This is a genomic window from Pigmentiphaga sp. YJ18 (assembly GCF_038066655.1).
Lineage (GTDB): Bacteria > Pseudomonadota > Gammaproteobacteria > Burkholderiales > Burkholderiaceae_B > Pigmentiphaga.
Genome location: NZ_JBBUKU010000002.1, coordinates 1,211,455 through 1,238,358, shown reverse-complemented (window position 1 = coordinate 1,238,358; position 26,904 = coordinate 1,211,455). Strand labels below are relative to the sequence as shown.

Here is a 26,904-nt window from a genome sequence, read left to right as displayed (position 1 = left end):
CCGCCGGTCCGCCAGCGCCGCCCCCTGGGGGGCGCCCGAAGGGCGTAGGGGGGGGCCATGTCTTTTTGTCGCCAAAGGTTACGCGCGCTTGGATCGCGAGCTTTCGCAACTCCCGCTATAATTCCAATTTCCCGCAAGCGCTCGGCAAAAACCGGGCGCCATTGGCAATGACCAAGTACGTATTCGTTACCGGTGGCGTGGTGTCTTCCCTGGGGAAAGGCATTGCCGCCGCGTCTCTGGCCGCTATCCTCGAATCGCGCGGCCTCAAAGTCACCCTCCTCAAGCTCGATCCCTACATCAACGTCGATCCCGGCACGATGAGCCCGTTCCAGCACGGCGAGGTCTTCGTCACCGAAGACGGCGCCGAGACCGACCTGGACCTGGGCCACTACGAGCGCTTCATCTCCGCGCGCATGCGCAAGGTGAACAACTTCACCACCGGCCAGATCTACGAGTCGGTGCTGCGCAAGGAACGGCGGGGCGACTACCTGGGCAAGACCGTGCAGGTCATCCCGCACATCACCAACGAGATCCAGGACTTCATCGCGCGCGGCGCGTCGGCGGCCTGGGATGGCGAGACCGACGTCGCCATCGTCGAGATCGGCGGCACGGTGGGCGACATCGAGTCGCTGCCCTTCCTCGAGGCCGCGCGCCAGATGAGCCTGCGCCTGGGGCGCGGCGGCGCCGCCTTCGTGCACCTGACCCTGGTGCCGTTCATCGCCTCGGCCGGCGAACTCAAGACCAAGCCCACGCAGCACTCGGTGCAGAAGCTGCGCGAGATCGGCATCTACCCGCATGCGCTGCTGTGCCGCGCCGACCGTCCCATCCCGGACGACGAGCGCGCCAAGATCTCGATGTTCTCGAACGTGCCGCTGGACGCGGTCATTTCGGTCTGGGACGTCGATTCCATCTACAAGATTCCCGCCATGCTGCACAAGCAGGGCCTGGACGAGCTCGTCTGCGAAACGCTGGGGCTGCAGCCCCAGCCGGCCGACCTGTCCATGTGGGATCAACTGGTCCATGCCCGCGAGAACCCCGAGGGCGAGGTCCACATCGCGATGGTCGGCAAGTACGTCGACCTGACCGAGTCGTACAAGTCGCTGACCGAAGCGCTGGTGCACGCCGGCATCCACACCCGCTGCAAGGTGGTGGTGGACTACATCGACTCCGAGGAAATCGAGAGCGAAGGCGTGGGCAAGCTGAGCAAGTTCGACGCGATCCTGGTGCCCGGCGGCTTCGGCAAGCGGGGGACCGAAGGCAAGATCCAGGCGATCCGCTATGCCCGCGAGAACGGCGTGCCCTACCTGGGCATCTGCCTGGGCATGCAGCTTGCGGTGATCGAGTTCGCCCGCCACGTGGCCGGCCTGGCCGGCGCCAACAGTACGGAATTCGACCCGGACACGCTGCACCCCGTGGTCGCGCTGATCACCGAGTGGATGGACCGCGAGGGCCGCGTCGAGCGCCGCTCCAACACGTCCGACCTGGGCGGCACCATGCGCAAGGGCGCGCAGCGCTGCCCGGTCAAGGCCGATACGATGGCGCACGACATCTACGGCGACGAGGTGAACGAGCGCCACCGCCATCGCTACGAGGTGAACAACGTGTACGTGCCCAAGCTGGAAGATGCCGGCATGGTCATCAGCGCGCGCACGCCCACCGAGAATCTGCCGGAAATGATGGAATTGCCCAACCACCCGTGGTTCATGGGTGTGCAGTTCCACCCCGAGTTCACGTCCACGCCGCGCGACGGCCATCCGTTGTTCTCGGCCTATATCCGCGCGGCGCGCAAGCACAAGTTGCAGCGCGTGACGGCGGAGCAGGGCTGAGCGCCTGGAGGTCACCATGAGCCAAGACCCGCACGCCTCGACCCGCAGCTATCCCATCTGCGGCTTCGAGATCGGCCTTGCCAGGCCGTTCTTCCTGATCGCCGGACCCTGCGTGATCGAATCGCAGCAGATGGCGATCGACACGGCCGGCGTCCTGAAGGAGCTGACCGGCAAGCTCGGCATCCCCTTCATCTACAAGAGTTCGTTCGACAAGGCCAACCGCAGCTCGAGCCAGTCGTTCCGCGGCATGGGCATGGACTTCGGGCTGAAGGTGTTGTCCGAGGTGAAGGCGCAGGTCGGCGTGCCGGTGCTGACCGACGTGCATGAGACCGAGCAGGCCCGCCCCGTGGCCGACGTGGTGGACATGCTGCAGACGCCGGCCTTCCTGTGCCGCCAGACCGATTTCATCCGTGCCTGCGCGGCCACGCTCAAGCCGGTCAACATCAAGAAGGGCCAGTTCCTGGCGCCGCACGACATGGTCAACGTCGTGGCCAAGGCCCGCGAGGCCGCGGTCGAGGCGGGCGGCGACGGCGGCAACATCCTGGTGTGCGAGCGCGGTGCATCGTTTGGCTACAACAATCTCGTGTCGGACATGCGCTCGCTCGCTATCATGCGCGAAACGGATTGCCCCGTCGTGTTCGACGCCACGCACTCGGTCCAGCTGCCGGGCGGGCAGGGCACCACTTCCGGCGGGCAGCGCGAATTCGTGCCGGTGCTGGCGCGGGCGGCGGTGGCCGTGGGCGTGTCGGGCCTGTTCATGGAAACGCACCCGGATCCGGCCCATGCCAAGTCCGACGGGCCCAACGCCGTGCCGCTGGCGCGCATGGGCGACCTGCTGGCATCGCTGATAGAACTCGACCGCGTGACCAAGCGTCACGGGTTCCTCGAAAACGATTTCCAATAACTTTTCTTGAGACTGGACTCCTATGAGCGCAATCGTAGACATCATCGGGCGCGAGATCATTGATTCCCGCGGCAATCCCACCGTCGAGTGCGACGTGCTGCTGGAATCGGGCGCGATGGGCCGCGCCGCCGTGCCCTCGGGCGCGTCCACCGGCGCGCGCGAAGCCATCGAGCTGCGCGACGGCGACAAGTCGCGCTACCTGGGCAAGGGCGTGCTCAAGGCCGTCGAGAACGTCAACACCGAGATCGCCGAAGCGCTGATGGGCCTGGATGCGCAGGAACAGGCCTTCCTGGACCGTACCCTGATCGAACTGGACGGCACCGAGAACAAGGAGCGCCTGGGCGCCAACGCCATGCTGGCCGTCAGCATGGCCGTGGCCAAGGCCGCCGCCGAGGAATGCAGCCTGCCCCTGTACCGCTATTTCGGCGGCAGCGGCGCGATGAGCATGCCCGTCCCGATGATGAACGTCATCAACGGCGGCGCGCACGCCAACAACAACCTCGACATGCAGGAATTCATGATCCTGCCGGTGGGGGCCAGCAGCTTCCGCGAATCGCTGCGCATGGGCGCCGAAGTCTTCCACGCGCTGAAGAAACTGATTCATGACAAGGGCATGTCCACCGCCGTGGGCGACGAAGGCGGCTTCGCCCCCAACGTCGAGAACCACGAGGCGGCCATCCAGCTCGTGCTGCAGGCCATCGAGAAGGCCGGCTACGAGCCGGGCAGCCAGATCGCCCTGGGCCTGGACTGCGCCAGCTCGGAATTCTTCCGCGACGGCAAGTATCGCCTGGAAGGCGAGGGCGTGACCCTGAGCGCGCAGGAACTGACCCACATGCTGGCCACCTGGTGCGACAAGTATCCGATCATCTCGATCGAGGACGGCATGGCCGAGAACGATTGGGACGGCTGGAAGTACCTGACCGAGCAGCTGGGCAAGAAGGTGCAATTGGTGGGCGACGATCTGTTCGTCACCAACACCAGCATCCTGAAGCGTGGCATCGAGCAGAACATCGCCAACTCGATCCTGATCAAGATCAACCAGATCGGCACGCTGACGGAAACCTTCGCGGCGATCGAGATGGCCAAGCGCGCCGGCTACACGGCCGTGGTGTCGCACCGTTCGGGCGAGACCGAGGACACGACCATCGCCGACATCGCCGTCGCCACCAACGCGCTGCAGATCAAGACCGGTTCGATGTCGCGCTCGGATCGCATGGCCAAGTACAACCAGCTGCTGCGGATCGAGGAAGACCTGGGCGACGTCGCCCACTATCCCGGCCGCGAGGCTTTCTACAACCTGCGCTGATACGCGCGGCCGCGCCGCCCGTGCGGCGCGGTCCACGGAAGAGCCTCCATGCGCCTGCTCACGCTGATAATCGCCTTGCTGCTGGTGATGATCCAGTATCCGCTCTGGCTGGGTAAGGGCGGTTGGCTGCGCACCTGGGAACTCGAGCGCCAGCTCGATGCCCAGCGGCATAGCAATGACGAGCTGCGCACGCGCAACGTCGCGCTGGATGCCGAAGTACGCGACTTGAAGAGCGGGACCGACGCCATCGAGGAGCGGGCCCGCTACGAACTCGGCATGCTGCGCCAGAACGAGGCCTTCGTGCAGATCGTCGACACTCCGCCAGCCGGCACCGTGCCGGCCAGCGCGGCTCAGCCGGCCTCCCGGCCGGCGGCCGCTCCCCGCTCGCGCTGACGCCGGGCCTGGGGACCGAGCAGATCCCGGTTCCTGCCATGCTCGCGCGCCGCCGACTGCATCGGCATGGCGATTTCGCGGCGTATCACCAGCAGGCCCGCCGCGCGAGCCTGTTTCACGTAATCATCGCTTTCCGATGCGCTCGCCAACGACCGCAGCAGGGCGCGCATGCCTGGCAGATAGGGGGCGTGCAGATAGGTCAGCCGCAGCACCAGCGTATTGGCGTCGAACAAGGTCTGGCCCGAGCGTGGACCGATACCGCCGCGGTAGCGTGAAAGGTAGACCGTGTCGTGGTGCAGGCGCTGGTTGTCGTAGTCGAGTTCGCGTGGTCCCGCCGAGCGGCCGGCCGCGAAGTCCTGGAAGCTGGCGGGAGTCGGGCTGAGTTGCTCGAGCCGCGCCATGCGCAGGCCGTGGGTGCGGGCCCAGCTTGCCATGCGCGCCCGCACCGCGGACAACTGCTCGTCCGGGTTCGGCGTGGCGCGGACGCCCAGGGCGGGAGACAGCGCGCGTTCGAAGGCTTGGGCGGTGGCCGCCGGATCGGCTCGCGCCGCGGTTCCGGCGCGAGCGGCCTCGAACAGGGCGTAGCCGACGGCCTGGCGCATCAGCAGCCAGCGGCCCGTTTCGAAGGCGCCCAGGCCCGCCCATAGCAAAGGAAGGGCGATGACCGTGAATTCGGCCATGGCGGCACCGCGCTGGCGAAGAAGAGAGCGCATGGACGGAGAGTGGCTGGAAGAGCCCTCCAGCGTGCCCGCGCGCGGGCGATGCGTCGATTGTGGGAACCACGGCCGCCAGTCAATGAGGCGGCGCCGGTTCCTTAATGCCGCGCTTCGCTCTGGTGCCGCACTTTGGCCGACGCGTTCGCGAACAACTCCGCGCAATCGACCGGGTCGAACTCGAAGCTTTTCACGCAGTAGTCGCAATTGATCTGGACGCGTCCCTGTTCGGCCAGGATGTCGTCGATTTCTTCCCTGCCCAGGCGCAGCAGCACATCGGCCACCTTTTCGCGCGAGCAGGTGCAGCGGTACGACACGGCGGCCGGTTCGAAGGTCCGCAGGGTTTCCTGCCAGTACAGGCGCCGGACCAGCGCGTCGGGCGTCAGCGTGAGCAGTTCCTCGGACTTGATGGTCTCGGCCAGGATCTGGGCGCGTTCCCAGGTGTCGTCCGCGACCGAGGCCGGCGCGGGTTCGGCGGCCGCCTTGCCGCCCTGGCGGGGCAATTGTTGCAGCAGCACGCCGGCGGCGCAGCCGGTGTCGGCGGCCAGCCAGATGCGCGTCTGCAGCTGTTCGGAAGCCAGCATGTAGTGCTCCAGCGCCTGGGCCACCGATTCGCCCTGCAGGGCGACGATGCCCTGGTAGGGCTGCTGGCCGGGCAGGCGCTCCTGCGGATCCAGTACCACCGAGAAGCGGCCGCCGCCGTTGGGGTTCAGCAGGCTTTGGAAGGTGCCGTCGTCGGGCACGGCATGGCCTTCGCGCAGCTTGACGGTCGCCCGCATGCCCAGATCGGCGTGGCATTCCACCACGATCAGGCCGATCGGGCCATCGCCTTGCAATTGCAGCACCACGGTGCCGTTGAACTTGATGTTGGCGGCCAGCAGCGCACTGGCCGCGACGAGTTCGCCGAGCAGCTTCTGGACGGCGGACGGATAGTCGTGCCGCGCCTGGATTTCCTTCCAGGTCTCGCGGATGGACACGACTTCGGCCCGGACCGTCTGGTCCTCGAACAGGTATTTCTTGAGTTGGTCGGACAAGAAGGCTTCCTCGGAAAAAATGGGCGGCTGCAGTGGTCGCCTTGACCGGCCATTCTACAATGCACCCCATGACTGCTGAACTGGAACTGCGGCAGGCCGCCTGCGCGCTGCTGGTCCTGGATGACCCGGCCGGGAAGGCCGCCGGTACCCGCGAACTGGCGGCCACGTCTATATATGTGGACGCCGGCCGCGTCTTGCAAGAGCCCGCGGGAGTGCCGGGCCGGCCGGCCCGGCCGCCGCTGGTGTCGCCGCGCGATGTGCCGGGGCGGGGCGTGGCCTCGGTCGAGGCGCGGGCGGCGCTGCTGCACGCGCTGGCCCATATCGAGTTCAACGCGATCAACCTGGCGCTGGACGCGGTCTGGCGCTTCGCCGGCATGCCCCAGGACTACTACCTGGACTGGCTGAAGGTCGCCGGCGAGGAAGCCCTGCATTTCTCGCTGTTGGCCGAGCATCTGCGCATCCTGGGCCATGCCTACGGCGATTTCCCCGCCCACGACGGGCTGTGGCAAATGGCCGAGCGGACCCGGCTCGATCCGCTGGCCCGGATGGCGCTGGTGCCGCGTACGCTGGAGGCCCGCGGGCTGGACGTCAGTCCTGCGATACGGGCCAAGCTGGCCGGAGCGGGAGACGCGGCGGCGGCCGGCATCCTGGACATCATCCTGCGCGACGAGATCGGCCACGTGGCCATCGGCAACCGCTGGTACCGGTATCTGTGCGAGCGCGAGGGCGTCGATCCCGTGGACCACTACGCGGTGCTGGCCCGGCGCTACGACGCGCCGGGCCAGTTCGGTCCGTTCAATATGCCCGCCCGCCGGGCGGCGGGCTTCACGGAAGCGGAGTTGCGCTCGCTGGAGCTGTCGGCCATTTCCGGCCGCGATCGTCCTCGATCTGCCTGAGCGCCTGGCGCCGGATCTTGCCCGAGGGAGTGAGCGGCAGGGCCTCGACGAATTCGATCTCCTTGGGCGCGCCGTCCTGGCCGAGCTGCGTGCAGGCGTGCGACAGCAGGGCTTCCCGCAGGGCCGCCTCGCGTCCGGCCTTGTCCTGTTCCGGCACGGCCAGGGCGACGACGTAGGCCTTGATGCCGCTGCCGTCCGGCGTCGGCACGACCACCGCCTCGACCACCTCGGGGTGCTGGGTCAGGCAGTCCTCGATGGGGCCGGGCGCCACCAGGCGGCTGCCCAACTGGAACATTTCGTCCAGGCGGCCCACGTACCAGAGGTAGCCGTCGGCATCCTGCCGGGCGAGATCGCCCGTGCGATGCCAGGTCCCGCTGACCGGCCGCCCGGTTTCCTCGCCCCGCCAGTAGCCGGCGAAGAAGGAGGGATCGGGATGGCCATGGATGTCGTAGCGGTTGACGGCGATCTCGCCATGTTCGCCGGTGGCGACCGGCCGGCCCAGGGCATCGACGATGGCGATCTGGTGGCCGGGGTAGGGCCTGCCCAGGCTGCCCGCCCGGGCGGGCCATTTCTGGCTGCTCTGGCCGATGACGGTGCCGATCTCGACCTGGCTGAAGGTCTCGTTGGGTTCGACCCCCAGTGCCGCCTTGCATTGTTCGAACAGCGCCGCGCCCAGCGAGGTGTCGGTGGCGGTGATGGCGCGCAGGGCCAGCCGGTGGCGCTCGGCGGGGCGGGGCACGGCCTTGAGCAGCCGGCGCAGGTCGCGGGTGGTCAGCGCGATGTTGGTGACGCGGTAGCGTTCCAGCAGGGCGAACGTGGCGTCGGGATCGGGCGGCTGGCGCATGCCCACTACCGGTTGGCCGAAATACAGGCCCGGTAGCAGCGCGCCGAACAGGCCGTGGGGGCTGCCCCATTCGGAGGCCGTCCACAGGACGTCGGCGGGCTGGGGGAACCAGTTCTGGGCGGCCACGAAGCCGGGCAGGTTGCCGATCAGGGTGGCGTGGGGCAGGACCACGCCCTTGGGCACGCTGCCCGCGCCCGCCGTATAGAGCAGCAGCGCGGGGTCGGAGGCCGAGGTGGGGTGCATGTCGAAGGCACTTTCCTGGCGGGCGAGCAGCGTGCGCCAGGAAAGGACCCGCTCGTCGTCCAGGTCGATGCCGACCGTCTGGCGCAGCAGGGGACAGTGCTCGGTGGCTGGCAGCAGGGCGGCCGCCGCGGCGCCGTCGACGATGGCGATCCGGGCTTCGCTGTCGCGCAGCCGCTGTTCGTAGGTCTGGGCGTTCAGCGCGACCGACAGCGGGACGGTAATGGCGCCCATCTGGTAGACGGCGATATGGGCGACGACGGCTTCGGGGCGCTGGGGCAGGGCGATGGCGACGCGGTCGCCGCGCTGCACGCCCATGCGGCGCAGGCCATTGGAGAAGCGGTTGGCGTATTCGTGCAGGCGGCCGTAGGTCCAGACTTCGCGCCGTCCTTCGGCATCTTCGGCGTAGATCGCGATGCGGCGGGCATCGGCGCTGGTGACGGTCCAGCGGCGGCAGCAGACATCGGCGATGTTCAGGCGTTGCGGGACCCACCAACGGAACGTGGTGTAGAGTGCCTGGTACTGGTCTTCCATAACCCTCCGCTGGATTCAGGATCTGGTCCGGCCAGGTCGGCGGACGGGGTTTGCTGCGTTATATAGCAATCATTACTGACCTGACCGATAACCGCAATGGCTTTGGTGCCCGCGGTGCCAGGCCAAACGCCTCACGAGCCCCGTCTTTTCGCGGGTTTTCCTCCAATTTCCCCTAATTGTCGATAAATGATCATGTACGAGCCGCTTGTAGCCCCGCGATCGGAGTATCTGGATGTTCGGGGTTTGCGTCACCATTTTCGTCATTGGGGCGACAGCAGCGCGCCGTTGCTGCTGGCGCTCCACGGCTGGATGGATTCGTCGGCCTCGTTCCAGTTCGTGGCGGACCGCCTGGCGGGCGATTTCCATGTCGTGGCGCCTGACTGGCGCGGCTTCGGCAGGACGCAGTGGGGAGGCGGCGATTGCTACGAGGTCGGCGAATACCTGGGTGATCTGGACGCTTTCTGCCGTCATTTGTCGCCTTCTTCTCCCGTCCGGCTGTTGGGGCACAGCATGGGCGGCAACATGGCCATGCTGTACGCCGGCGTGCGCCCCGAACGGGTGGCGGCGGTGGCCAACCTGGAAGGGATGGGGCTGTCGGCGCAGCCGGCCGACGCGGCGCCGGGCCGGCTGCGGCAGTGGATGGACCAGATCGTGGCCGGCGCACGGCTGGGGGACTACGACAGTCCCGAGGCCTATGCGCAGCGCCTGATGCGGGACAATCCCAGACTGGATGCCGCGAAGGCGCTGTTCCTTGCCCGCGAGAACGGCTGTCCCGAAGGGGAGCGGTGGCGGCTGCGTGCCGATCCCGTCCACAAGATCGTCAATCGTGTCCTTTATCGGTTGGAAGAGGTGCTGGCCTGCTGGCGTGCGATCACGGCGCCGGTGCTGTGGGTGGAAGCCGCTGACAGCGCCGTCCGCGCCCGGGCATGGGCGGAGCCGGGCTACGAGGACAGGCTGGCTGGCGTTGCTTGCCTGCAACGGGAGACGGTCGCCGATGCCGGCCACATGCTGCATCAGGATCGTCCAGCCGAGGTGGCGCAACTCGTAGCAGATTTCCTGGCGCGGGCGGCGACGGTGCCGGGTGGCCGTCCTACAATGTGAACATGGAATCCGCCCTGAACGTCGATCTGCACTGCCATTCCCAGGTGTCGGACGGCATGCTGCCGCCCGCCGAGCTGGCGGCGCGGGCGCGCCGCAATGGCGTCGACGTACTGGCGCTGACCGATCACGACGAGGTCGGCGGGCTGCACGAGGCCGCGGCGGCTTCGCGGGAACTGGGCATGCGCTTCGTCCCGGGGGTGGAGATCTCGGTCACCTGGGCCGGGGAAACGGTCCACATCGTGGGCCTGCGCGTCGATCCCGACGATGCGGTGCTGGTCGAGGGGCTGCGCGACACCCGCTCCGGCCGCGAGCGCCGCGCCCGCGAAATGGCGGCGCAACTGGCGGCGGTCGGCATCCCGGACGCGTTCGAGGGGGCGCTGGTCCACGTCGGCAATCCGCAACTGATCAGCCGCACGCACTTCGCGCGTTTCCTGGTCGAGCGCGGCGTGTGCAAGGACGTGGGCGAGGTCTTCCAGAACTACCTGGTGGAGGGCAAGCCCGGCTACGTACCCATGCGCTGGGCCACGCTTGCCGATGCCGTGGGATGGATACGGGGCGCCGGCGGCGTGGCCGCCATTGCCCATCCGGGCCGCTATCCCTACACGCCGCTGCAGTTCCATGCGCTGTACGATGAATTCCTGCAACTGGGCGGGCGCGGCATCGAGGTCGTCACGGGCAGCCATACGCCCGACCAGTACCGCGAGTATGCCGAGGTCGCCACGCGCTATGGCTTCCTGGCCTCGCGCGGCTCGGACTTCCACGGCCCCGAGGAAAGCCGGGTCGACCTGGGCGGCCTGCCTCCCTTGCCCGCGCAGCTGACGCCTATCTGGCACGACTGGTTTTGAGCTTCATGAACAAGGCTTTTGTCAAAGAATCCGAGGGCCAGGACGACGACGACCTGCCCGAGCACCTGGCCCTGCCGGCCGGCGTGCGCAACTACATGACGCCCGACGGCTACGCGCGCCTGCGCGGCGAACTGGTCCACCTGATGAACGTGGAGCGGCCGTCGGTGGTGCAGATCGTGTCGTGGGCCGCCTCCAATGGCGACCGTTCCGAGAACGGCGACTACCTGTACGGCAAGAAGCGCCTGCGCGAGATCGACCGCCGCATGCGTTTCCTGACCCGCCGCCTGGACATCGCCGAAGTGGTGGACACCTCCGCCCAGCCCAACCGCGACCAGGTGTTCTTCGGCGCTACGGTCAACTACATGGACCGTGCCGGCGAGGAACACACGGTGACCATCGTGGGCGTGGACGAGGCCGAACCGCTGCAGGGTCGGATCAGCTGGATCTCGCCCGTGGCGCGTGCCTTGATCAAGGCGCGCGAGGGCGATACGGTCGTGCTGCGCACCCCGTCGGGCGTGGATGAACTGGAAATCCTGGAAGTGAGCTATCCGGATCCGCCGCCGCCGTAGCGGGCCGGTCAGCCCTTGACGCGGATGATGCGCTGGACCTGGGGCACGCGGCGCAGGTGGCGGATGACCTGGGCCAGGTGCTGGCGGCTTTCCACCTGGATGGTGAAATGCACCGCCACGGTGGACGAGGCCTCGTCCTGCATGGAGACGTGGGTGATGTTGGCGTCGGAGGCCGATATCTCGGCCGCCACGCGGCCCAGCACGCCGCGCTCCTGGCGCAGCACCACGTCGATGCGCACGGTGAAGTGGCGCGAAGTCTGGTCGTCCCAGGCCACGTCCAGCCAGCGTTCCGGTTCGCGGGCGCGTTGGCGGCGGGCGTTGGGGCAGTCTTCGGTATGGACCACCAGGCCATGCCCCAGTCGCACGTAGGCGACGATGGCATCCCCGGGTATGGGCGTGCAGCAGGGGGCCAGCTGCACCGCCAGGCCTTCGTTGCCCTGGATGCGTATGGGCGTGGCCGTGCCTTGTTCCGTGTAGCGTTCCACCTGTTCGGCGGTGGTCGAGATGGGGTCGCCCTCGGGCATGAAGCGGCGCGCGACCACCGCCGCGAGCCGTTTGCCCAGCCCGATGTCGGCCAGGATCTCGTCGCGCGAGCGCGCGCCGCTGCCGCGTGCCAGCTTGTCCCAGATCGGGTCGGTGCTGTCCGGCATCGGCATGTTCATGGACTTGAGCGCCTGGCCCAGCAGGCGTTCGCCGAAGCTGACGGACTCCTCGTACTTGACCGTGCGCAGGTAGTGGCGGATTTCCGAGCGCGCCTTGCCGGTGCGCACGAAGTTCAGCCATTGCGCATTGGGACGCGAATGCTCGGCGGTAACGATCTCGACCGCGTCGCCGCTCTTGAGTTCGGTGCGCAGCGGCACGAACTCGCTGTTGACCTTGGCGGCCACCGTCTGGTTGCCGACGTCGGTGTGGATGCTGTAGGCGAAATCGATGGGCGTGGCGCCGCGCGGCAGCGAGATGATCTTGCCGCGGGGCGTGAAGACGTAGACCGCGTCGGGGAACAGGTCCACCTTCACGTGTTCCAGGAACTCGCTGCTGTCCCCGGTCTGGCGCTGGATGTCGAGCAGCGACTGCAGCCACTGGTGGGTGCGTTTCTGCAGGTCGTTCAGGTCGACGTCGGAGGTCTTGTACAGCCAGTGCGCCGCCACGCCGCTCTCGGCCACCTGGTTCATGTCGCGCGTGCGGATCTGGAACTCCACCGGCGTGCCGTAGGGGCCCACCAGCGTCGTGTGCAACGACTGGTAGCCGTTGACCTTGGGGATGGCGATGTAGTCCTTGAACTTGCCCGGCACCGGCCGGAACAGCTGGTGCAGCGTGCCCAGCGCCAGATAGCACTCGGGCTGCGAATTGACCACGATGCGAAAGCCGTAGATGTCCAGCACTTCCGAGAACGATTTCTTCTGTTCCAGCATCTTGGTGTAGATGCCGTACAGGTTCTTCTCGCGGCCGTTGACCTCGGCTTCGATGCCGGCGGCGGGCAGCGCGGCGCGCACGGCTTCCTGGATCTTGCCCACCAGTTCGCGGCGGTTGCCGCGCGCGGCCAGCACCGCCTTGCGCAGCACCATGTAGCGGTGGTGATACATCGCCTCGAAGCAGAGTTCCTGCAGTTCGCGGTAGATGATGTTCAGCCCCAGGCGGTGGGCGATGGGAGAATAGATCTCCAGCGTTTCCCGCGCCACGCGGCGGCGTTTCTCGTGGCTGACGGCGCCCAGCGTGCGCATGTTGTGCAGCCGGTCGGCCAGCTTGATCAGGATGACGCGCACGTCGCGCGCCATGGCCAGCAGCATCTTGCGGAAGCTCTCGGCCTGTTGCTCGGCCTTGCTGGCGAACTCCAGCCGGTCCAGCTTGGACAGTCCGTCGACCAGTTCGGCGACCTCGGTGCCGAAGCGTTCGATCAGCTCCTGCTTGGTAACGCCCTGGTCTTCCATGACGTCGTGGAGCAGGGCGGCCATCAGCGCCGCCGCATCCAGTTTCCAGGCGGCGCAGATTTCGGTGACGGCTATGGGGTGCGAGATGTACGGCTCGCCACTGGCGCGGAACTGGCCCAGGTGCGCTTCGTCGGAGAAACGGTAGGCTTCGCGCACCCGGCGGACGTCTTCCGGGCTGAGATACTGCGAAATGGTTTCGGCCAGCGGGGCGAACGAGACGCCGGCGGCGGCCGGCGCGGGACTGGCTGAGGCGAGCGCCTGGGAACCGGCGGCGGCAGCAACTGCTATCGGTGTTCCGGAAGTACTCCCGGAACGCGAGGAAGAAACTGGAAATCCCATGGTCGCCTCAGGAGGAGCGCCCCCGGGGGGACCGGGCCGCTCCAGGCATCGCCGGCCTGTATGCCGGCGGCAAGACCGTCATGGTCTTGGAAATCAGGTGGGGACCTTTTTCAGCATTTCCACCCCGGTCACGCCGGAAGCGACCTCGCGCAGCGCGGTAACGGTCGGCTTGTCCTTGCTATCGAGCTTGGGGGCATGGCCCTGGGCCAGTTGCCGGGCGCGATAGGTCGCCACGAGGGTCAGTTTGAACCGGTTCGGAATTTGCTTCAAGCAGTCTTCTACGGTGATACGTGCCATGAGGGTCCCTGAAAGCTGTGCGTACTGGACGCGAGTCAAAGCGGTGCGGACGTTTGCGGAATGCCCAGTTGCGAAAACAGACTGGCATGCCGGGCCGCCTGAGAACGAAAACGCAGCCTGGCGGCGGTAACGATCGTCGTCATGTCGGCCAAGGCTGCGCTAAAGTCTTGATTAATAATAACATATTCGAATTCGGGAGCATGCGCGAACTCGCCCCCGGCTGCCAGCAGCCGCCGCGCGATCACATGGGACTCGTCCTGGCCGCGTTCGTGCAGCCGGGTTTCCAGGGCCTCGATGGATGGCGGAAGGATGAAGATGCCGATGACTTCGGGGAATTTGGCGCGCACCTGGCGGGCTCCCTGCCAGTCGATTTCCAGCAGGACGTCGTTGCCGGCCTCGGTCTGGCGTTGAATCCAACTGCTCGGCGTGCCGTAGAAATTCCCGTGTACCTCGGCCCACTCCAGCAGGTCATCCTCGCGCTGCATCTTCTCGAAGGCGGGGACGGTGACGAAGTGGTATTCCTTGCCGTCGGTTTCACCCGGGCGGGGCGGGCGGGTGGTGCAGGAAATCGACAAGCGGATTTCGGGTCTGGCCTTGAGCAGGGCGTTGACCAGGCTGGACTTGCCGGCGCCGCTGGGCGCGACGACCATGAAGACGTTACCGGCGCGTGGAGGCATGAATCAGTGCGGAACACAAAAAAATATTATATCCCCCCCGCCCTTGGGGGACGCAAGAATACGGCGCTCCGCACCGAGACAGCCCCACAAGACCCAGGATGCGGTGGATCCGGCTCCGCCGGTCCACCCGCATCGCCCCCTGGGGGGGCGCCCGTAAGGGCGTAGGGGGGTTATCTACCCGTATTCATCTTTTGATTGCTGGTCTGCAGGGCCTTGATGATGGCGTCCACGCCGCCCTGCGAACCGATGGAGGCGAACTGGTCGCGGTAGTTCTGGATGAACCAGACGCCCATGACGTTCAGGTCATAGATCTTCCAGCCCTGGTCGCTTTTCTCCAGCCGGTAGTCGACGGGGATCGGGTCGCGCTGGCCGTCGGTGACCGTGGTGCGCACGACGACGTCGGTGGCGCCGGGTTCGGCGCGGAAGGGGCGCATGTCGACGCGGGCCTGCGGGGTGATGGTGGAGACCGAGCCGCCGTAGGTGCGCACCAGCATGTTGCGGAACTCCTTGACCAGCGCGGTGCGCTGCTCGGGCGTGGCCTGGCGCCAGTAGCGGCCCACCGCCAGGCGGGTGGTCTTCTCGAAGTCGACGTAGGGCAGGATGAGTTCGTCGATGGCCTGGTTGATCTTCTCGGGCGAGCCGGACTTCAGTTCCTGGTCCTTGCGGATGCGGTCCAGCACGTTGTTGGCCGCCTTCTGGATGATCACGTTGGGCGGATCCTGCGGGCCGGGCGCCTGCGCGCGGGCCTGGCCGGCGGCGAAGAAAGCGAGGGCCAGCGCGGTCGCCCAGCAGGCGAGCCAGGCCAGGCGGTGGCGGGTCGAGGCGAGGGCTTGGAGGGCGGAGCGCGAGTCGAGCATGGGATCTCCCTGAACGGACGGCGAACGGAGGCCGCCGGTATGTATTGGAGGATATATCACGCCCGGCGTTCCGGACGACTGAAACAGAATGCTGCAAAGGCCGGACCGGGCCGGGGGCGACACTTCGCTGTGCTATGTTTTCCGATCATTCCCTCCTTCTATCGCGGATCGCGCCATGACCTCGACTTCCCCCCCCGCCATACGGCTCGTCAAGCGCTACGACGTGCGCGATTTCTTCCGGAAGCCGGAACGTTCCAGCTATCGCATTTCGCCCGACGGCCGCCACCTGGCCTTTCTGGCGCCCGCCCAGGGCAGGCAGAACGTGCACGTGCAGGCGCTGGACGAACAAGGCGTTCCCACCGGTCCGGCGCGGGCGCTGACCGGCGAGGCCGAACGGGACGTGGGCGGATTTTTCTGGAAGGGGCCGGGCCACATCCTGTACATCAAGGACTTCGGCGGCGACGAGAACTTCCACCTGTTGTCGGTGCCGCTCGATGGCGCCGCCGCGCCGACCGATCTCACGCCTTACGACGGCGTGCGCGCCGACGTGGTGGACGACCTGATCGACGACGATGCCCACGTGCTGCTGTCGCACAACCGGCGGGACCCGCAGGTGTTCGACGTGTTCCGCGTCGAGGTCGCCACCGGCAAGGAGGAACTGATCGCCCAGAACCCCGGCAACATCACCGGCTGGGCCACCGACCACGATGGCCGGCTGCGGCTGGCGGTGGCCACGGACGGGGTCAACAACACCTTGCTTTACCGCGACACCGAGGCCGAGGAATTCCGTCCCATCCTGACCACGGATTTCAAGGAAACCGTCGCGCCGTTGTTCTTCACGTTCGACAACAAGCGCATCTACGTCAGCTCCAACCGCGGCCGCGACAAGGCCGCGCTGTTCGAGTTCGACCCGCATACCGCCCGCGAGGGCGCGCTGATATTCGAGCACCCCGAGGTCGACGTCTCGGGGCTGGCCTATTCGCACCAGCGCAAGGTCCTGACCGAGATCGGCTACATGACCTGGAAGGCGCAGCGCCAGGTGCTGGATCCGGCCACCGCCGAAATCTACGCCGACCTGGAAAGCCAGTTGCGCGGCTACGAGATCGCGCTGCAAAGCGAGACGCGCGACGAGACCCGCTTCGTCGTGGCGGCCTACAACGACCGCACGCAGGGGGCGCGCTACCTGTACGACGCCGCCTCGCGCAAGCTGACCAAGCTGGGCGAGATCCAGCCGTGGCTGCTGGAACGCGACATGGCGCCGATGAAGCCCGTGCGCTACACCGCGCGCGACGGCCTGAAGATCGACGGCTACCTGACGCTGCCCGTGGGCGCGACGCCGCGCAAGCTGCCGGTCATCATCCATCCCCATGGCGGACCGTGGGCCCGCGACACCTGGGGTTACAACCCCGAGGTGCAGTTCCTGGCCAATCGCGGCTATGCCGTGCTGCAGATGAATTTCCGGGGCTCCACCGGCTACGGGCGCAAGTTCTGGGAGGCCTCGTTCAGGCAGTGGGGCCGGGCCATGCAGGACGACATCACCGATGGCGTCGAATGGCTCAAGCGCGAGGGCATCGCCGATCCGGCGCGCATCGCCATCTATGGCGGCAGCTACGGCGGCTACGCCACGCTGGCCGGCATCGCGTTCACGCCCGACCTGTATGCCGCGGCCGTGGACTACGTGGGGGTGTCGAATCTGTTCACGTTCATGGACACCATCCCGCCGTACTGGAAGCCTTTCCTGGATTCCATGCACGAGATGGTCGGCGATCCCGAGCGGGACAAGGACATGCTGCACGCGGCATCGCCGGTCTTCTTCGTCGACCGGATCAAGGCGCCGCTATTCGTGGCCCAGGGGGCGAAGGACCCGCGCGTCAACAAGGACGAAAGCGACCAGATCGTGGCCGCGCTGCGCGCACGCGGCGTACAGGTCGAATACATGGTCAAGGACAACGAAGGGCACGGCTTCCACAACGAAGAGAACCAGTTCGAGTTCTACGCCGCGATGGAAGCGTTCCTGGCCAAGTACCTGTAGGCCCTAGTCCAGCATGTCGGCCAGCGCGGCGCGCCACTCGTCCACGTGGCCGAGATAGCGGCCGGTGTCCAGCACCCGGTAGCGGCCATCGCGCTCCAGCGCGAAGGTCGGGAACCCCTGGCCGCCGGCACGGGCCAGCAGGGCGCGGCTTTCGGCGATGTGGTCGCGCGTCGGCTGGCCATCCCGCGCGGCATAGGCGGCTTCGAAGGCCGGCCGGTCCAGGCCGATGTCGGCGGCCATCTCGGCCAGCACGCCGGCATCGGCTATGCGCCGGCCCTCCACGTAATGGGCGCGTTGCAGGCGCGCCAGCAGGTCCAGGTCGCGTCCCTCGCCACCGGCATCGAGCGCGGCCAGGATGGCGGTGATGGGCGGTTCGGAGTCGAACACGGCGTCGTGGTCGCGCAGCAGGCCGTCGAAATAGGCCTGCCCGAACGGCTGGCCGGTCATGGCCGCGATGCGGCGGTCATGGGGCATGACGTAGTTGCGCAGCCGGTCGGTCACGGGCTGGCGGTTGCTGCCGGCCATCATGCCGCCGCCATGCGCGGTGACGGGCAATAGCCCGCGGGCCGCCGCCATCAACGGGGCCGAGGCATAGCACCAGCCGCAGAAGGGATCGTAGATGTAGTGAAGCCGGGTCGTTTCCATGATGGGTTCGTGGGACGCATGGCGTCCGGATTTTGCTAGGTGTCAGGATAATTACAAAAAACGATAGTAAAAACCGTAGAATCGAGAATTATTTGTTGCTGGAACCGGTCAGGTCATGGACAGACTCAGCGCGATGCGCGTATTCGTCGAGGTCGTCGACCGCGGCAGCCAGTCGGCCGCGGCCGAGGCATTGGAACTGTCGCGGCCGGCCGTTTCGCGCTATCTGGCCGAGCTGGAGGAATGGGTGGGGGCCCGGCTGCTGCATCGGACCACGCGCAGGCTGAGCCTGACCCCGCCCGGTGCCGAAGTGTTGGCCCGCTGCCGCCAGATGCTGGAACTCGAAGGCGACATGCGCGCCGCCGTGTCCAGCCCGGACAGCGCGCCGCGCGGCGTGCTGCGCGTGACGGCCAGCACGTCCTTCGGGCAGGCCCACCTGGCGCCGGCCATTGTCGACTACACCCGCCGGTATCCCGACGTGGCGGTGGACATGGTCATGGTCGATCGCACCGTCAATCTGGTGGACGAACGCATCGATCTCGCGCTGCGCGTCACCAACGATCTCGATCCCAACCTGATCGCGCGCCGGCTGGCCGTATGCCGGTCGGTGCTGTGCGCCTCGCCCGACTACCTGCGCCAGCAGGGCACGCCTGGCAGGCTGGAGGAACTCGGCCTGCACAATTGCCTGACCCATTCGTACACCGGCAAGAGCCTGTGGCATTTCGTCCGCGCCGGCGCGCCGGTGTCGGTCGCGGTAGGCGGGAACATCAGTTCCAACGAGGCGACCACGCTGGTCGAGGCGACCGTGTGCGGAGCCGGGATCGCGATGTTGCCGACCTATGCGGTGGGCGAGCTGGTGCGCGCGGAACGCCTGCGGGTGCTGCTGCCCGAGACGCCGCCGCGCGACATGACCCTGTACGGCGTCTACACCTCGCGCAAGCACATGCCGCCCACGCTGCGCACGCTGCTCGATTTCCTGGCGCAGCGCTTTTCGGACCCGCCGGCCTGGGATACCGAATTGCAGGACACGCTGGCCGCCCTGGCCGCAAGCGGCCGGCGCGGCGCGGGCCGTCACCAGTAGCCGGTCGTGACGGCGGGCGCGTCCGTGTCCTCCCGCCCCGGGCGGGCGGGGCGGCCGCCGCGGCCGATGCCGTAATAGGCCAGGCCGCAGCTTTGCACGTACTCGGGGTCGTACAGGTTGCGGCCGTCGAAGATCGCGCGTGACTTGAGCTGGCCGGCCAGCCCCCGGAAGTCGGGCGATTTGAACTCGCGCCATTCGGTTACCACCGCCAGCACGTCGGCGCCTTCGCAGGCCGCCTGCGCGTTGGGGACGATGACCAGGCCGGGATGATCGATGGCGCGGCGCGCGTTCTCGGCGGCGACCGGATCGTACGCGCGCACGATCGCGCCGTCGGCCAACAGTTCACGCACCAGGGCGAGGCTGGGCGCCTCGCGTATGTCGTCGGTATTGGGCTTGAAGGCCAGGCCCCACAGCGCGATGCAGCGGCCTTGCAGCGAGGGGCCCAGGTGCTGCCGTATCTTCGCCGCCATGACGCGCTTCTGTTCCTCGTTCACCCGCTGCACGCTGTCGAGCAGCGGCGTGGATTCGCCGTGCTCGGCCGCCAGCCGGGCCAGGGCCTGGATGTCCTTGGGAAAGCACGAGCCGCCATAGCCGACGCCGGCATACAGGAAGTGGTGGCCGATGCGCGGGTCGGCGCCGGCGCCGTGGCGCACGGCCTCGATGTCCGCGCCGACCTTCTCGGCGATCCTGGCCAGCTCGTTCATCAGCGAGATGCGCGTGGCCAGCATGACGTTGGACGCGTACTTCGTGAACTCGGCCGACCGCACGTCGGTGTGGATCAGGCGGTCGCGGTTGCGGTTGTAGGGCGAGTACAGCGCTGTCATCAGCCGCAGCGCGCGGGTGTCCTCGGTGCCGATGACGATGCGGTCGGGGCGCTGGAAATCGTCGACCGCGCTGCCTTCCTTCAGGAACTCCGGATTGGAGACGATGGGGACGCGCCAGGCGGCGCCGCGTTCGCGCAGGGTATGTTCGATCAGGGCCTGCACGCGGTGGCAGGTGCCGACGGGCACGGTCGATTTCACGACGACCACCATGTCGCGCGGGATAGACCGGCCCAGTTCGGCGCTGGCCTCGAGCACGTGGCCCAGGTCCGCCGAGCCGTCTTCGCCGGCCGGCGTGCCCACCGCGATGAAGACGATCTCCGCGTCGCGCAGCGCGGCGGGCAGGTCATCGGTGAAGGAAAGGCGCCCGGCCTGCGCGTTGTGCGCGGCCATGTCGGCCAGCCCGGGTTCGAAGAAGGGAACGCCGCCTTCCCGCAGCACGCGCAGGCGTTCGGCATGGCGTTCGACGCAGACGACGCGGTTGCCCACGTCGGCCAGGCAGGCCCCGGTAACCAGGCCGACGTAGCCGGCCCCTATGATCGCGAGATTCATGCCCCGATTTATATCGGGCGCGCATTGCAATCTGCTGACAGCGGCCCGTCATGGCCGTGCAACACGAGCACCCGCTAGCGGCTGCGCTGGAACCAGAGCATGGACAGCACGCAGGCCAGGGTCAGCAGGACGACCGCGGCCGCGCTTAGCAGGGCGCTGAGTTCGGTCTCCTTGCGCTCCATCGAGAACTTGGCGTTGAGGTTGCGGTACACCGAACTCAGGTCCGCCTCGGAACTGGCCAGGAAGTATTCGCCCCCGGTCATTTGCGCCACCGTGCGCAGCGTGGGCTCGTCCAGCCGGGCGAAGAACGACCAGCCCTCGTCGCCGATGGGCGCGCCCTGCTGGGTGCCGAAGCCCACGGTGTAGACGCGCACGCCCCGCTCGGCGGCCATGCGCGCGGCGTCCAGCGGATCCGGGCCGGTGGTGCGCCGGCCGTCGCTCAGCAGGATGATGGTGCCCGAGGTGTACGAGCCCGGCAGCACCGGCTGCAGGGTCTTCTGCTTTTTCTTCGCCGCTTCGGCGGCGCCCGCCTGGTCGAGCGGGACCCCGCGCCGCCCCGCGCGGATGGACGGGGTTTCGAAGATGACCGACTCCAGGTCGATGCCGTCGTCGGGAAACAGCATGGACAGAGCCAGGATCAGCCCGCTGCCGGTGGCGGTGGCGCGTTGCAGCTGGAATCGGTCGATGGCCTCGACCATGTCCTGCCGGTTGTCGGTGGGCGTCTGCACGACCGCGGCGGTGCCGGCGAACGAGACGATGCCCAGCCGTACGTTGGACGGCAGTTCGGAGATGAAGCGCTTGGCCGCCATCTGCGCGGCCACCAGCCGGTTGGGGGCGATGTCGGCGGCCTGCATGCTGCGCGAGACGTCCACCGCCAGGACCACCGTGAGGCTGTCCGAGGGCAGGGTGACGGTGGCGGTGGGACGCGCGCACGCCAGCAGCGCCGCCGACATCGCCAGCAGGAACAGCAGCGGCGGGATGTGGCGTCGCAGCCGCTGGCCAGGGCCGATGGCGACCTTGGCCAGGCTCAGGCTGGCATAGCGGATGGCCGCCTTCTTGCGGCGGGCAAGCGCGTACAGGTAGAGGGCTACGAGCAGGGGAACGAGGAGCTGCAGCCAGAGAAGATCGGGCCAGAGAAACCGCATAAGTGCTCCTTGGCGCGCGGGAGTGTGCAACGTTGTCTTTAGTATGCCCACGAACCCTTGCGGCGGTAAAGGTATCTGCCCATGGTCGTCGTTTAAGTGTTACCTTATTTTGGCCGGGCCCTCGTTCGATTGAACCGGGGGCGGTCCGGGTTGTCAGCCCTGAATACCCCAAGGGATTCCGGGCCGCGCCCTGGACGCGCGACCGCATTCCGTGAAGAACGCCAAGCTGGACGGTAGTGATGAAACGGGTTGCCCTATACAGCAGGACCGCCAGGCCCCCTTCGGTCGATGCCGCCCCGAAGGACGAGGCCGATGCCATGCGCCGTCCGGGATGGCCGAGGCGCTTCCGGGACTGGACGGCCAGACACCGCTCCGCCTTTTTCGGCCTGGCCCTGCTCGTCATCGCGGGCGGCCTGGTTTTCGTTTTGTTGCAACCTCAACAAAGTCAGCCGACCCAGGAAGACATCGATTCGGCGGTCCTGCATACCCTGCAAAACAAGACGCTGCCTTCGCGGCCGGCCAAGGCGGCCGAGGCCGTGCGCCAATCCGTCGTGCAGATACGCGGCTACGGCGATGAGGACGAAGCGGACGACGGCGGCGCGAAGAAAGCCAAGCCGCCCGTCAAACCCAAGGCGGGCGGCAAGTCCAAGGGCAAGGGCAAGGACAGGCAGACGGCCAGGAACGAGGAAGGCAACGCGCCCCGGCATGAAGGCAGCATAGGCTCGGGCGTGGTCATCGTCGACAGCGGCGTGATCCTGACCAACTTTCACGTCATCTCCGGTTCCAGGCGCCTGAAGGTCACCTTCTTCGACGGCTACGAGGCCGATGCCGACGTGGTCGCCATCCAGCCGGACAAGGATCTGGCCGTGATCCGCGCCAAGTCCGTGCCCGACGACCTGCCCGCCGCCACGCTGGGGTCCAGCCTGGATCTCGCGCCGGGCGACGAGGTCGTGGCGGTGGGCTTTCCGTTCGGCATCGGACCGTCGGTGTCGTCAGGCGTGGTATCGGGCCTGAACCGCGAATTCGTCTCGGCCGAGGGGCGGCACGTGCTGACGCGGCTGATCCAGTTCGACGCCGCGGCCAATCCGGGCAATTCCGGCGGGCCGCTGGTGAACATGAACGGCGAGGTCGTCGGCATCGTCACCGCCATCCTGAATCCGACCAACGCCGGGACCTTCGTCGGCATCGGCTTCGCCACCACGATAGAAAGCGCCGGCAGCGCGGTCGGCATGCCTCCCTTCTGACTCTCCACGACAGGACGCCTATGAACGACAAGCCCATGAGTGCCGTAGACAGCGCCAACCTGATGGAACGGCTGCTGTACGAGGTCAAGCGCGTGGTGGTGGGGCAGGACCACTTCCTGGAGCGGGTGCTGGTGGCCATCCTGGCCCAGGGGCATTTGCTGGTGGAGGGCGTGCCGGGCCTGGCCAAGACGCTGACCGTCAACACGCTGGCCAAGACCCTGCGAGGCACGTTCAAGCGCATCCAGTTCACGCCGGACCTGTTGCCGGCAGACCTGGTGGGTACGCGCATGTACAACCAGCGCACCGGGGATTTCTCCACGGTGCTGGGCCCGGTCTTCGCCAACCTGCTGCTGGCCGACGAGATCAACCGCGCACCGGCCAAGGTGCAGAGCGCGCTGCTGGAGGTCATGCAGGAGCGGCAGGTCACCATCGCGGGCGAGACCCACAAGGTGCCGGCGCCGTTCCTGGTGATGGCGACGCAGAATCCGATCGAGACCGAGGGCACCTATCCGCTGCCCGAAGCGCAGGTCGACCGTTTCATGATGAAGGTCATCGTCGGCTATCCCAGCGAGGAAGAAGAATTCGTCATCGTCGATCGGGTCACGGGGCCGCCGGTGCAGGTGCAGCCGGTCGCGGTCACCGAGCAACTCACGCAGCTGCAGGCGGAGTGCCGCAAGGTGTATGTCGATCCGGGCCTGGTGCAGTACGCGGTGAAGGTGGTGGCCGCCACGCGCCGTCCCGAGGCCTACGGGCTGTCCGACCTGTCGCGCTACCTGACTTTCGGGGCGAGCCCGCGCGCCACCATCAACCTCGTCGAAGGAGCGCGCGCGCTGGCCTTCCTGCGGGGGCGGCACTACGCGCTGCCCGAAGACCTGGTCGACCTGATCCCCGACGTGCTGCGGCACCGGCTGGTGCTGTCGTACGAGGCGCTGTCCGATGGGCTCGGGTCCGACCAGATCATCACGCGCATCCTCCAGACCTTGCCGGCCCCGGAGCGGCCATTGGATTCGCATGTTCGGGTTGCGGCGGTTCACTAAGCGGCCGGCCGAGCCGGCCAACGATGCGGCGGTGGCGTCGGCCCAGCCCAGGGCCGACGCCGAGGAATTGCTGCGCCGCCTGGAATGGACCGTCATCCGCCGGCTGGACGGAGCGCTGCAGGGCGACTACCGCACCTTGTTCCGGGGCTTCGGGCTGGACCTGGCGGACCTGCGCGAATACCAGGCCGGCGACGACGTGCGCCACATCGACTGGAACGTCACGGCGCGCCTGCAATCGCCGCACGTGCGCGAATTCCAGGAGGACCGGGAAGTGTCCGCGTGGTTCCTGCTGGACCTGTCGGGTTCAGTCGATTTCGGTTCGGCCGGGGTGCGCAAGCGGGCGGTGCTGACCAGTTTCGTGGCGGTGCTGGCGCGGCTGCTGACGCGCTACGGCAACCGTGTGGGCGCGGTCCTGTACGGCGGCCAGGGCGAGGGCGCCATTCCCGCCCGCACCGGCCGGCGCCATGTGCTGCACGTGCTCGATCGCATCGGCGCGCTGCGGGCCGACGGCAAGTCGGGCGAGACGCGGCTGGGCGACCTGCTGGAGCGTTCGTTGTCGGCCATAGGCCGGCGCTCGGTGGTGTTCGTGGTCTCGGATTTCATCAGCGCCCCGGGCTGGGAGCAGACGCTGGGCGTGCTGGCCCAGCGCCACGAGGTCGTCGCGGTGCGACTGTACGATCCGCTGGAGCAGGCCTTGCCCGACCTGGGCCTGGTGGTGTTGCAGGATGCCGAGACCGGCGAACAGCTTTTCGTCGATACCCACGACCCCGGCTTTCGCCGGCGCTTCGCCGCCGCCGCCACGGAGCGCGAGACGGCGCTGCGCAAGGCCCTGACCGAGGCGGGCGTCGATTGTCTGGAACTGGCCACCGACGAACGGCTGGACCAGGCCCTGCTGCATTTCATGCGGTTGCGCCGCCGGCGCAGCCAGCTCGTGGGTGGACTGAACGGGCCCTGGGCCCGAGATATCTGAACCGGGAAGCATCTCATGGAGAACCTGCCCGCCCTGACTTTCCTGTGGCCCAAGATGCTGTGGCTGCTGGTGCTGGTACCGCCTCTGGCGTTCTGCTATTGGCGGCTGGATCGCCTGCGCCGCGGCATGGCCCTGCGCTATCCCGCCCTGGACGTCGTGGGCACCAGCGTCCGGCCGTCCCGGCTGCGCCGGGTCCTGCCGCCGCTGTTGCTGCTGCTCGGGCTGTGCTCGCTCATCGTCGCGATGGCCCGTCCGCAGGCGTTGATGATGCTGCCCTCGCGGCTGGAGACCGTGGTGCTGGCCATGGACATGTCGGGCAGCATGCGGGCCGACGACATCAAGCCGACCCGGATCTATGCGGCCCAGCGGGCCGCCAAGGAATTCGTCGACGGGCAGCCCGCCAACGTCAGCGTGTCGGTGGTCGCGGTGGCGGGCGCGGCGGCCGTGGTGCAGTCGCCCACGCGCAAGCGCGAGGACGTGATCGCCGCCATCGAGCGCCTGGAGCCCCAGCGCGGCACCGCGCTCGGCAGCGGGCTGATCATCGCGCTGGCAACGGTGCTGCCCAATGCGGGTATCGACGTCGAGCGCTTCCTGGACGGCGGCAGCGCCCGGCCGGCGCCGGTCGACCTGGCCGCGGCGGGACTGGGTGACGGGGCGGTTCCCGGCTCGTATCCGTCGGGCGCCATCGTGCTGCTGTCCGACGGCCAGAACAACACGGGACCCGACGCGCTGAAGGCGGCCGAGGTCGCGGCGTTGTACGGCGTGCGGATATTCACGGTCGGGATCGGGACGCCCGAGGGTACGACGCTGACGACCGACGGCTGGTCCATGCGCGTGCGGCTGGACGAGGACGTGCTGAAGAAGGTGGCCGACATGACCGGCGCGCAGTATTTCCAGGCCCAGGACGCGGGCGAACTCAGGAAGGTATATCGCTCGCTCAGTGCCCGGTTGGCGTTCGACAAGCGCGACGTGGTCGAGGTCACGGCGCTGTTCACCGCGCTGGGCGCCTTGCTGGCGGTGCTGTCGGGGCTGCTGTCGCTGTGGTGGTTCGGCCGGGTGCAATAGACGCGGGAAGGGCGCGGTGTCATGACCCTGTCATGTCCGTGTAGCAAAAAGAGGCGTTGGCCCGACCTTTCCAAGCGCCCCATGAGCTACCAGCCGATTTCCGACCACGACGAACTGATGCACCGCATTCACCGCGACCTGATCGACAGCTACGACGAAGAGCTGGAGATCGAATTCGAGGACCGCGAGTGGGACGCCGAGGGCCAGCCGGCCCGGGTGGAAGAGGACCGCGACGCGCGGCGACGCTACTTCCGCGAGCTGTTCCGGCTCCAGGCCGAACTCGTCAAGCTGCAGGACTGGGTCGTGCATACCCGCCACAAGGTCGTCATCATCTTCGAGGGCCGCGACGCGGCGGGGAAGGGCGGCGTGATCAAGCGCATCACCCAGCGCCTGAATCCCCGCGTGTGCCGCGTGGCCGCGCTGCCCGCGCCCAACGACCGCGAACGCACGCAGTGGTATTTCCAGCGCTACGTGCCGCACCTGCCCGCCGCGGGCGAGATCGTGCTGTTCGACCGCAGCTGGTACAACCGCGCAGGCGTCGAGCGGGTAATGGGCTTCTGCAATGACGACGAGTACGAGGAGTTCTTCCGCTCGGTGCCCGAGTTCGAAAGAATGCTGGTCCGCTCGGGCATACAGCTGGTCAAGTACTGGTTCTCGATCACGGACGATGAGCAGCACCTGCGCTTCCTGGGCCGCATCCACGATCCGCTGAAGCAGTGGAAACTCAGTCCCATGGACCTGGAGTCGCGCCGGCGCTGGGAGGACTACACGCGCGCGAAAGAGATCATGCTCGAGCGCACGCACATCGACGAGGCGCCGTGGTGGGTGGTGCAGGCCGTGGACAAGAAGAAGGCCCGGCTCAACTGCATCGACCACCTGCTCAGCCTGGTTCCCTATCACGACATTCCCCATCATCACATCGATCTGCCCCAGCGCGTGCGGCACGAGGACTACATCCGGCGGCCGGTGCCGGACAGCATGATGGTGCCCGAGCGCTACTGAGCGGCGGCGC

Annotated in this window: 25 protein-coding genes; 15 read left to right on the top strand and 10 right to left on the bottom strand. The window is 67.6% G+C overall.

Going from position 1 to position 26,904, the window contains the following annotated elements; genetic code table 11:
- Positions 1-167 precede the first annotated feature (167 nt).
- From WKR98_RS19600 to ftsB, 4 genes are read left to right on the top strand one after another with little or no spacing between them, the layout of a single operon-like run.
- Complete coding sequence (locus tag WKR98_RS19600) at positions 168-1,826, top strand: CTP synthase (RefSeq protein ID WP_124689061.1); 1,659 nt, start codon at positions 168-170, stop codon at positions 1,824-1,826.
- Between the two features lie 16 nt (positions 1,827-1,842).
- Positions 1,843-2,730 carry a 3-deoxy-8-phosphooctulonate synthase gene (gene kdsA, locus WKR98_RS19595; protein ID WP_124689062.1) on the top strand — a complete coding sequence of 296 codons (888 nt, stop codon included), beginning with the start codon at positions 1,843-1,845 and terminating at the stop codon, positions 2,728-2,730.
- Positions 2,731-2,752: 22 nt separating this feature from the next.
- Positions 2,753-4,036, top strand: coding sequence for a phosphopyruvate hydratase (eno, locus tag WKR98_RS19590; RefSeq protein ID WP_124689063.1), 1,284 nt, complete (start codon positions 2,753-2,755; stop codon positions 4,034-4,036).
- Positions 4,037-4,084: 48 nt separating this feature from the next.
- Entirely contained in the window at positions 4,085-4,429 is a 345-nt protein-coding gene (ftsB, locus tag WKR98_RS19585) for a cell division protein FtsB (RefSeq protein ID WP_124689064.1), read from the top strand.
- Here ftsB and WKR98_RS19580 read toward each other — a convergent pair.
- Together WKR98_RS19580 and hslO are read right to left on the bottom strand one after the other, a co-directional pair.
- Positions 4,387-5,109: a TadE/TadG family type IV pilus assembly protein gene (locus tag WKR98_RS19580; RefSeq protein WP_341434458.1), complete on the bottom strand. Its 723-nt coding sequence runs from the start codon at positions 5,107-5,109 to the stop codon at positions 4,387-4,389. The genes ftsB and WKR98_RS19580 overlap by 43 nt on opposite strands.
- Before the next feature lie 134 nt (positions 5,110-5,243).
- The gene (gene hslO, locus WKR98_RS19575) at positions 5,244-6,176 is read right to left on the bottom strand and encodes an Hsp33 family molecular chaperone HslO (protein WP_124689066.1); all 933 of its coding nucleotides are present in this window, start codon (positions 6,174-6,176) and stop codon (positions 5,244-5,246) included.
- A gap of 68 nt (positions 6,177-6,244) precedes the next feature.
- Between hslO and WKR98_RS19570 the strand changes: the two genes are divergently transcribed.
- The gene (locus WKR98_RS19570; protein WP_124689067.1) at positions 6,245-7,072 is read left to right on the top strand and encodes a ferritin-like domain-containing protein; all 828 of its coding nucleotides are present in this window, start codon (positions 6,245-6,247) and stop codon (positions 7,070-7,072) included.
- On the opposite strand, the gene WKR98_RS19565 is transcribed toward WKR98_RS19570, so the two are convergent.
- Positions 7,002-8,690 carry an acyl-CoA synthetase gene (locus tag WKR98_RS19565; RefSeq protein WP_341434457.1) on the bottom strand — a complete coding sequence of 563 codons (1,689 nt, stop codon included), beginning with the start codon at positions 8,688-8,690 and terminating at the stop codon, positions 7,002-7,004. The two genes, WKR98_RS19570 and WKR98_RS19565, sit on opposite strands and share 71 nt — an antisense overlap.
- Positions 8,691-8,975: 285 nt before the next feature.
- Here WKR98_RS19565 and WKR98_RS19560 point away from each other — a divergent pair, with 285 nt between their 5' ends.
- From WKR98_RS19560 to greB, 3 genes are read left to right on the top strand one after another with little or no spacing between them, the layout of a single operon-like run.
- Positions 8,976-9,791, top strand: a complete 816-nt coding sequence (locus WKR98_RS19560) for an alpha/beta fold hydrolase (protein ID WP_341434456.1) — start codon at positions 8,976-8,978, stop codon at positions 9,789-9,791.
- Positions 9,792-9,793: 2 nt separating this feature from the next.
- The gene (locus WKR98_RS19555; RefSeq protein WP_445936113.1) at positions 9,794-10,636 is read left to right on the top strand and encodes a 3',5'-nucleoside bisphosphate phosphatase; all 843 of its coding nucleotides are present in this window, start codon (positions 9,794-9,796) and stop codon (positions 10,634-10,636) included.
- Between the two features lie 5 nt (positions 10,637-10,641).
- The gene (gene greB, locus WKR98_RS19550; RefSeq protein ID WP_124689071.1) at positions 10,642-11,205 is read left to right on the top strand and encodes a transcription elongation factor GreB; all 564 of its coding nucleotides are present in this window, start codon (positions 10,642-10,644) and stop codon (positions 11,203-11,205) included.
- Between the two features lie 8 nt (positions 11,206-11,213).
- Here the strand turns inward: greB and WKR98_RS19545 are convergent, their stop codons facing one another.
- The 4 genes from WKR98_RS19545 to WKR98_RS19530 form a co-directional block, all read right to left on the bottom strand.
- Complete coding sequence (locus tag WKR98_RS19545; RefSeq protein ID WP_124689072.1) at positions 11,214-13,472, bottom strand: RelA/SpoT family protein; 2,259 nt, start codon at positions 13,470-13,472, stop codon at positions 11,214-11,216.
- A gap of 93 nt (positions 13,473-13,565) precedes the next feature.
- A complete protein-coding gene (gene rpoZ / locus WKR98_RS19540) occupies positions 13,566-13,769 on the bottom strand; it encodes a DNA-directed RNA polymerase subunit omega (protein ID WP_087839443.1) in 204 nt (67 codons plus the stop codon).
- A 35-nt stretch (positions 13,770-13,804) separates the two neighbouring features.
- On the bottom strand, positions 13,805-14,446 hold the full coding sequence (gene gmk, locus WKR98_RS19535) for a guanylate kinase (RefSeq protein WP_341434454.1): 642 nt from the start codon (positions 14,444-14,446) through the stop codon (positions 13,805-13,807).
- A gap of 170 nt (positions 14,447-14,616) precedes the next feature.
- Entirely contained in the window at positions 14,617-15,303 is a 687-nt protein-coding gene (locus WKR98_RS19530) for an MlaC/ttg2D family ABC transporter substrate-binding protein (protein WP_341434453.1), read from the bottom strand.
- Positions 15,304-15,478: 175 nt separating this feature from the next.
- On the opposite strand from WKR98_RS19530, the gene WKR98_RS19525 reads away from it, so the two are divergent.
- Positions 15,479-17,335 carry an alpha/beta hydrolase family protein gene (locus WKR98_RS19525; RefSeq protein ID WP_124689075.1) on the top strand — a complete coding sequence of 619 codons (1,857 nt, stop codon included), beginning with the start codon at positions 15,479-15,481 and terminating at the stop codon, positions 17,333-17,335.
- A 3-nt stretch (positions 17,336-17,338) separates the two neighbouring features.
- Here WKR98_RS19525 and WKR98_RS19520 read toward each other — a convergent pair whose 3' ends face one another.
- Positions 17,339-17,980, bottom strand: coding sequence for a DsbA family protein (locus WKR98_RS19520; protein ID WP_341434452.1), 642 nt, complete (start codon positions 17,978-17,980; stop codon positions 17,339-17,341).
- Between the two features lie 115 nt (positions 17,981-18,095).
- Between WKR98_RS19520 and WKR98_RS19515 the strand changes: the two genes are divergently transcribed.
- A complete protein-coding gene (locus tag WKR98_RS19515) occupies positions 18,096-19,058 on the top strand; it encodes a LysR family transcriptional regulator (protein ID WP_341434451.1) in 963 nt (320 codons plus the stop codon).
- Here WKR98_RS19515 and WKR98_RS19510 read toward each other — a convergent pair.
- Together WKR98_RS19510 and WKR98_RS19505 are read right to left on the bottom strand one after the other, a co-directional pair.
- Entirely contained in the window at positions 19,049-20,431 is a 1,383-nt protein-coding gene (locus WKR98_RS19510; RefSeq protein WP_341434450.1) for a UDP-glucose dehydrogenase family protein, read from the bottom strand. The genes WKR98_RS19515 and WKR98_RS19510 overlap by 10 nt on opposite strands.
- Before the next feature lie 74 nt (positions 20,432-20,505).
- Positions 20,506-21,576, bottom strand: coding sequence for a VWA domain-containing protein (locus WKR98_RS19505; RefSeq protein ID WP_124689079.1), 1,071 nt, complete (start codon positions 21,574-21,576; stop codon positions 20,506-20,508).
- Between the two features lie 239 nt (positions 21,577-21,815).
- Here WKR98_RS19505 and WKR98_RS19500 point away from each other — a divergent pair, with 239 nt between their 5' ends.
- The 5 genes from WKR98_RS19500 to ppk2 all read left to right on the top strand — a co-directional run bounded on the left by WKR98_RS19500 (position 21,816) and on the right by ppk2 (position 26,894).
- The gene (locus WKR98_RS19500; RefSeq protein WP_341434448.1) at positions 21,816-22,820 is read left to right on the top strand and encodes a S1C family serine protease; all 1,005 of its coding nucleotides are present in this window, start codon (positions 21,816-21,818) and stop codon (positions 22,818-22,820) included.
- 35 nt (positions 22,821-22,855) lie between these two features.
- Positions 22,856-23,857 carry an AAA family ATPase gene (locus WKR98_RS19495; RefSeq protein ID WP_370282952.1) on the top strand — a complete coding sequence of 334 codons (1,002 nt, stop codon included), beginning with the start codon at positions 22,856-22,858 and terminating at the stop codon, positions 23,855-23,857.
- Positions 23,832-24,827: a DUF58 domain-containing protein gene (locus WKR98_RS19490; protein WP_341434447.1), complete on the top strand. Its 996-nt coding sequence runs from the start codon at positions 23,832-23,834 to the stop codon at positions 24,825-24,827. Before WKR98_RS19495 ends, WKR98_RS19490 begins: the two co-directional genes overlap by 26 nt.
- Before the next feature lie 15 nt (positions 24,828-24,842).
- Positions 24,843-25,892 carry a VWA domain-containing protein gene (locus WKR98_RS19485; protein ID WP_341434446.1) on the top strand — a complete coding sequence of 350 codons (1,050 nt, stop codon included), beginning with the start codon at positions 24,843-24,845 and terminating at the stop codon, positions 25,890-25,892.
- An 81-nt stretch (positions 25,893-25,973) separates the two neighbouring features.
- A complete protein-coding gene (ppk2, locus tag WKR98_RS19480; protein ID WP_341434445.1) occupies positions 25,974-26,894 on the top strand; it encodes a polyphosphate kinase 2 in 921 nt (306 codons plus the stop codon).
- The last annotated feature ends 10 nt before the right edge of the window (positions 26,895-26,904 follow it).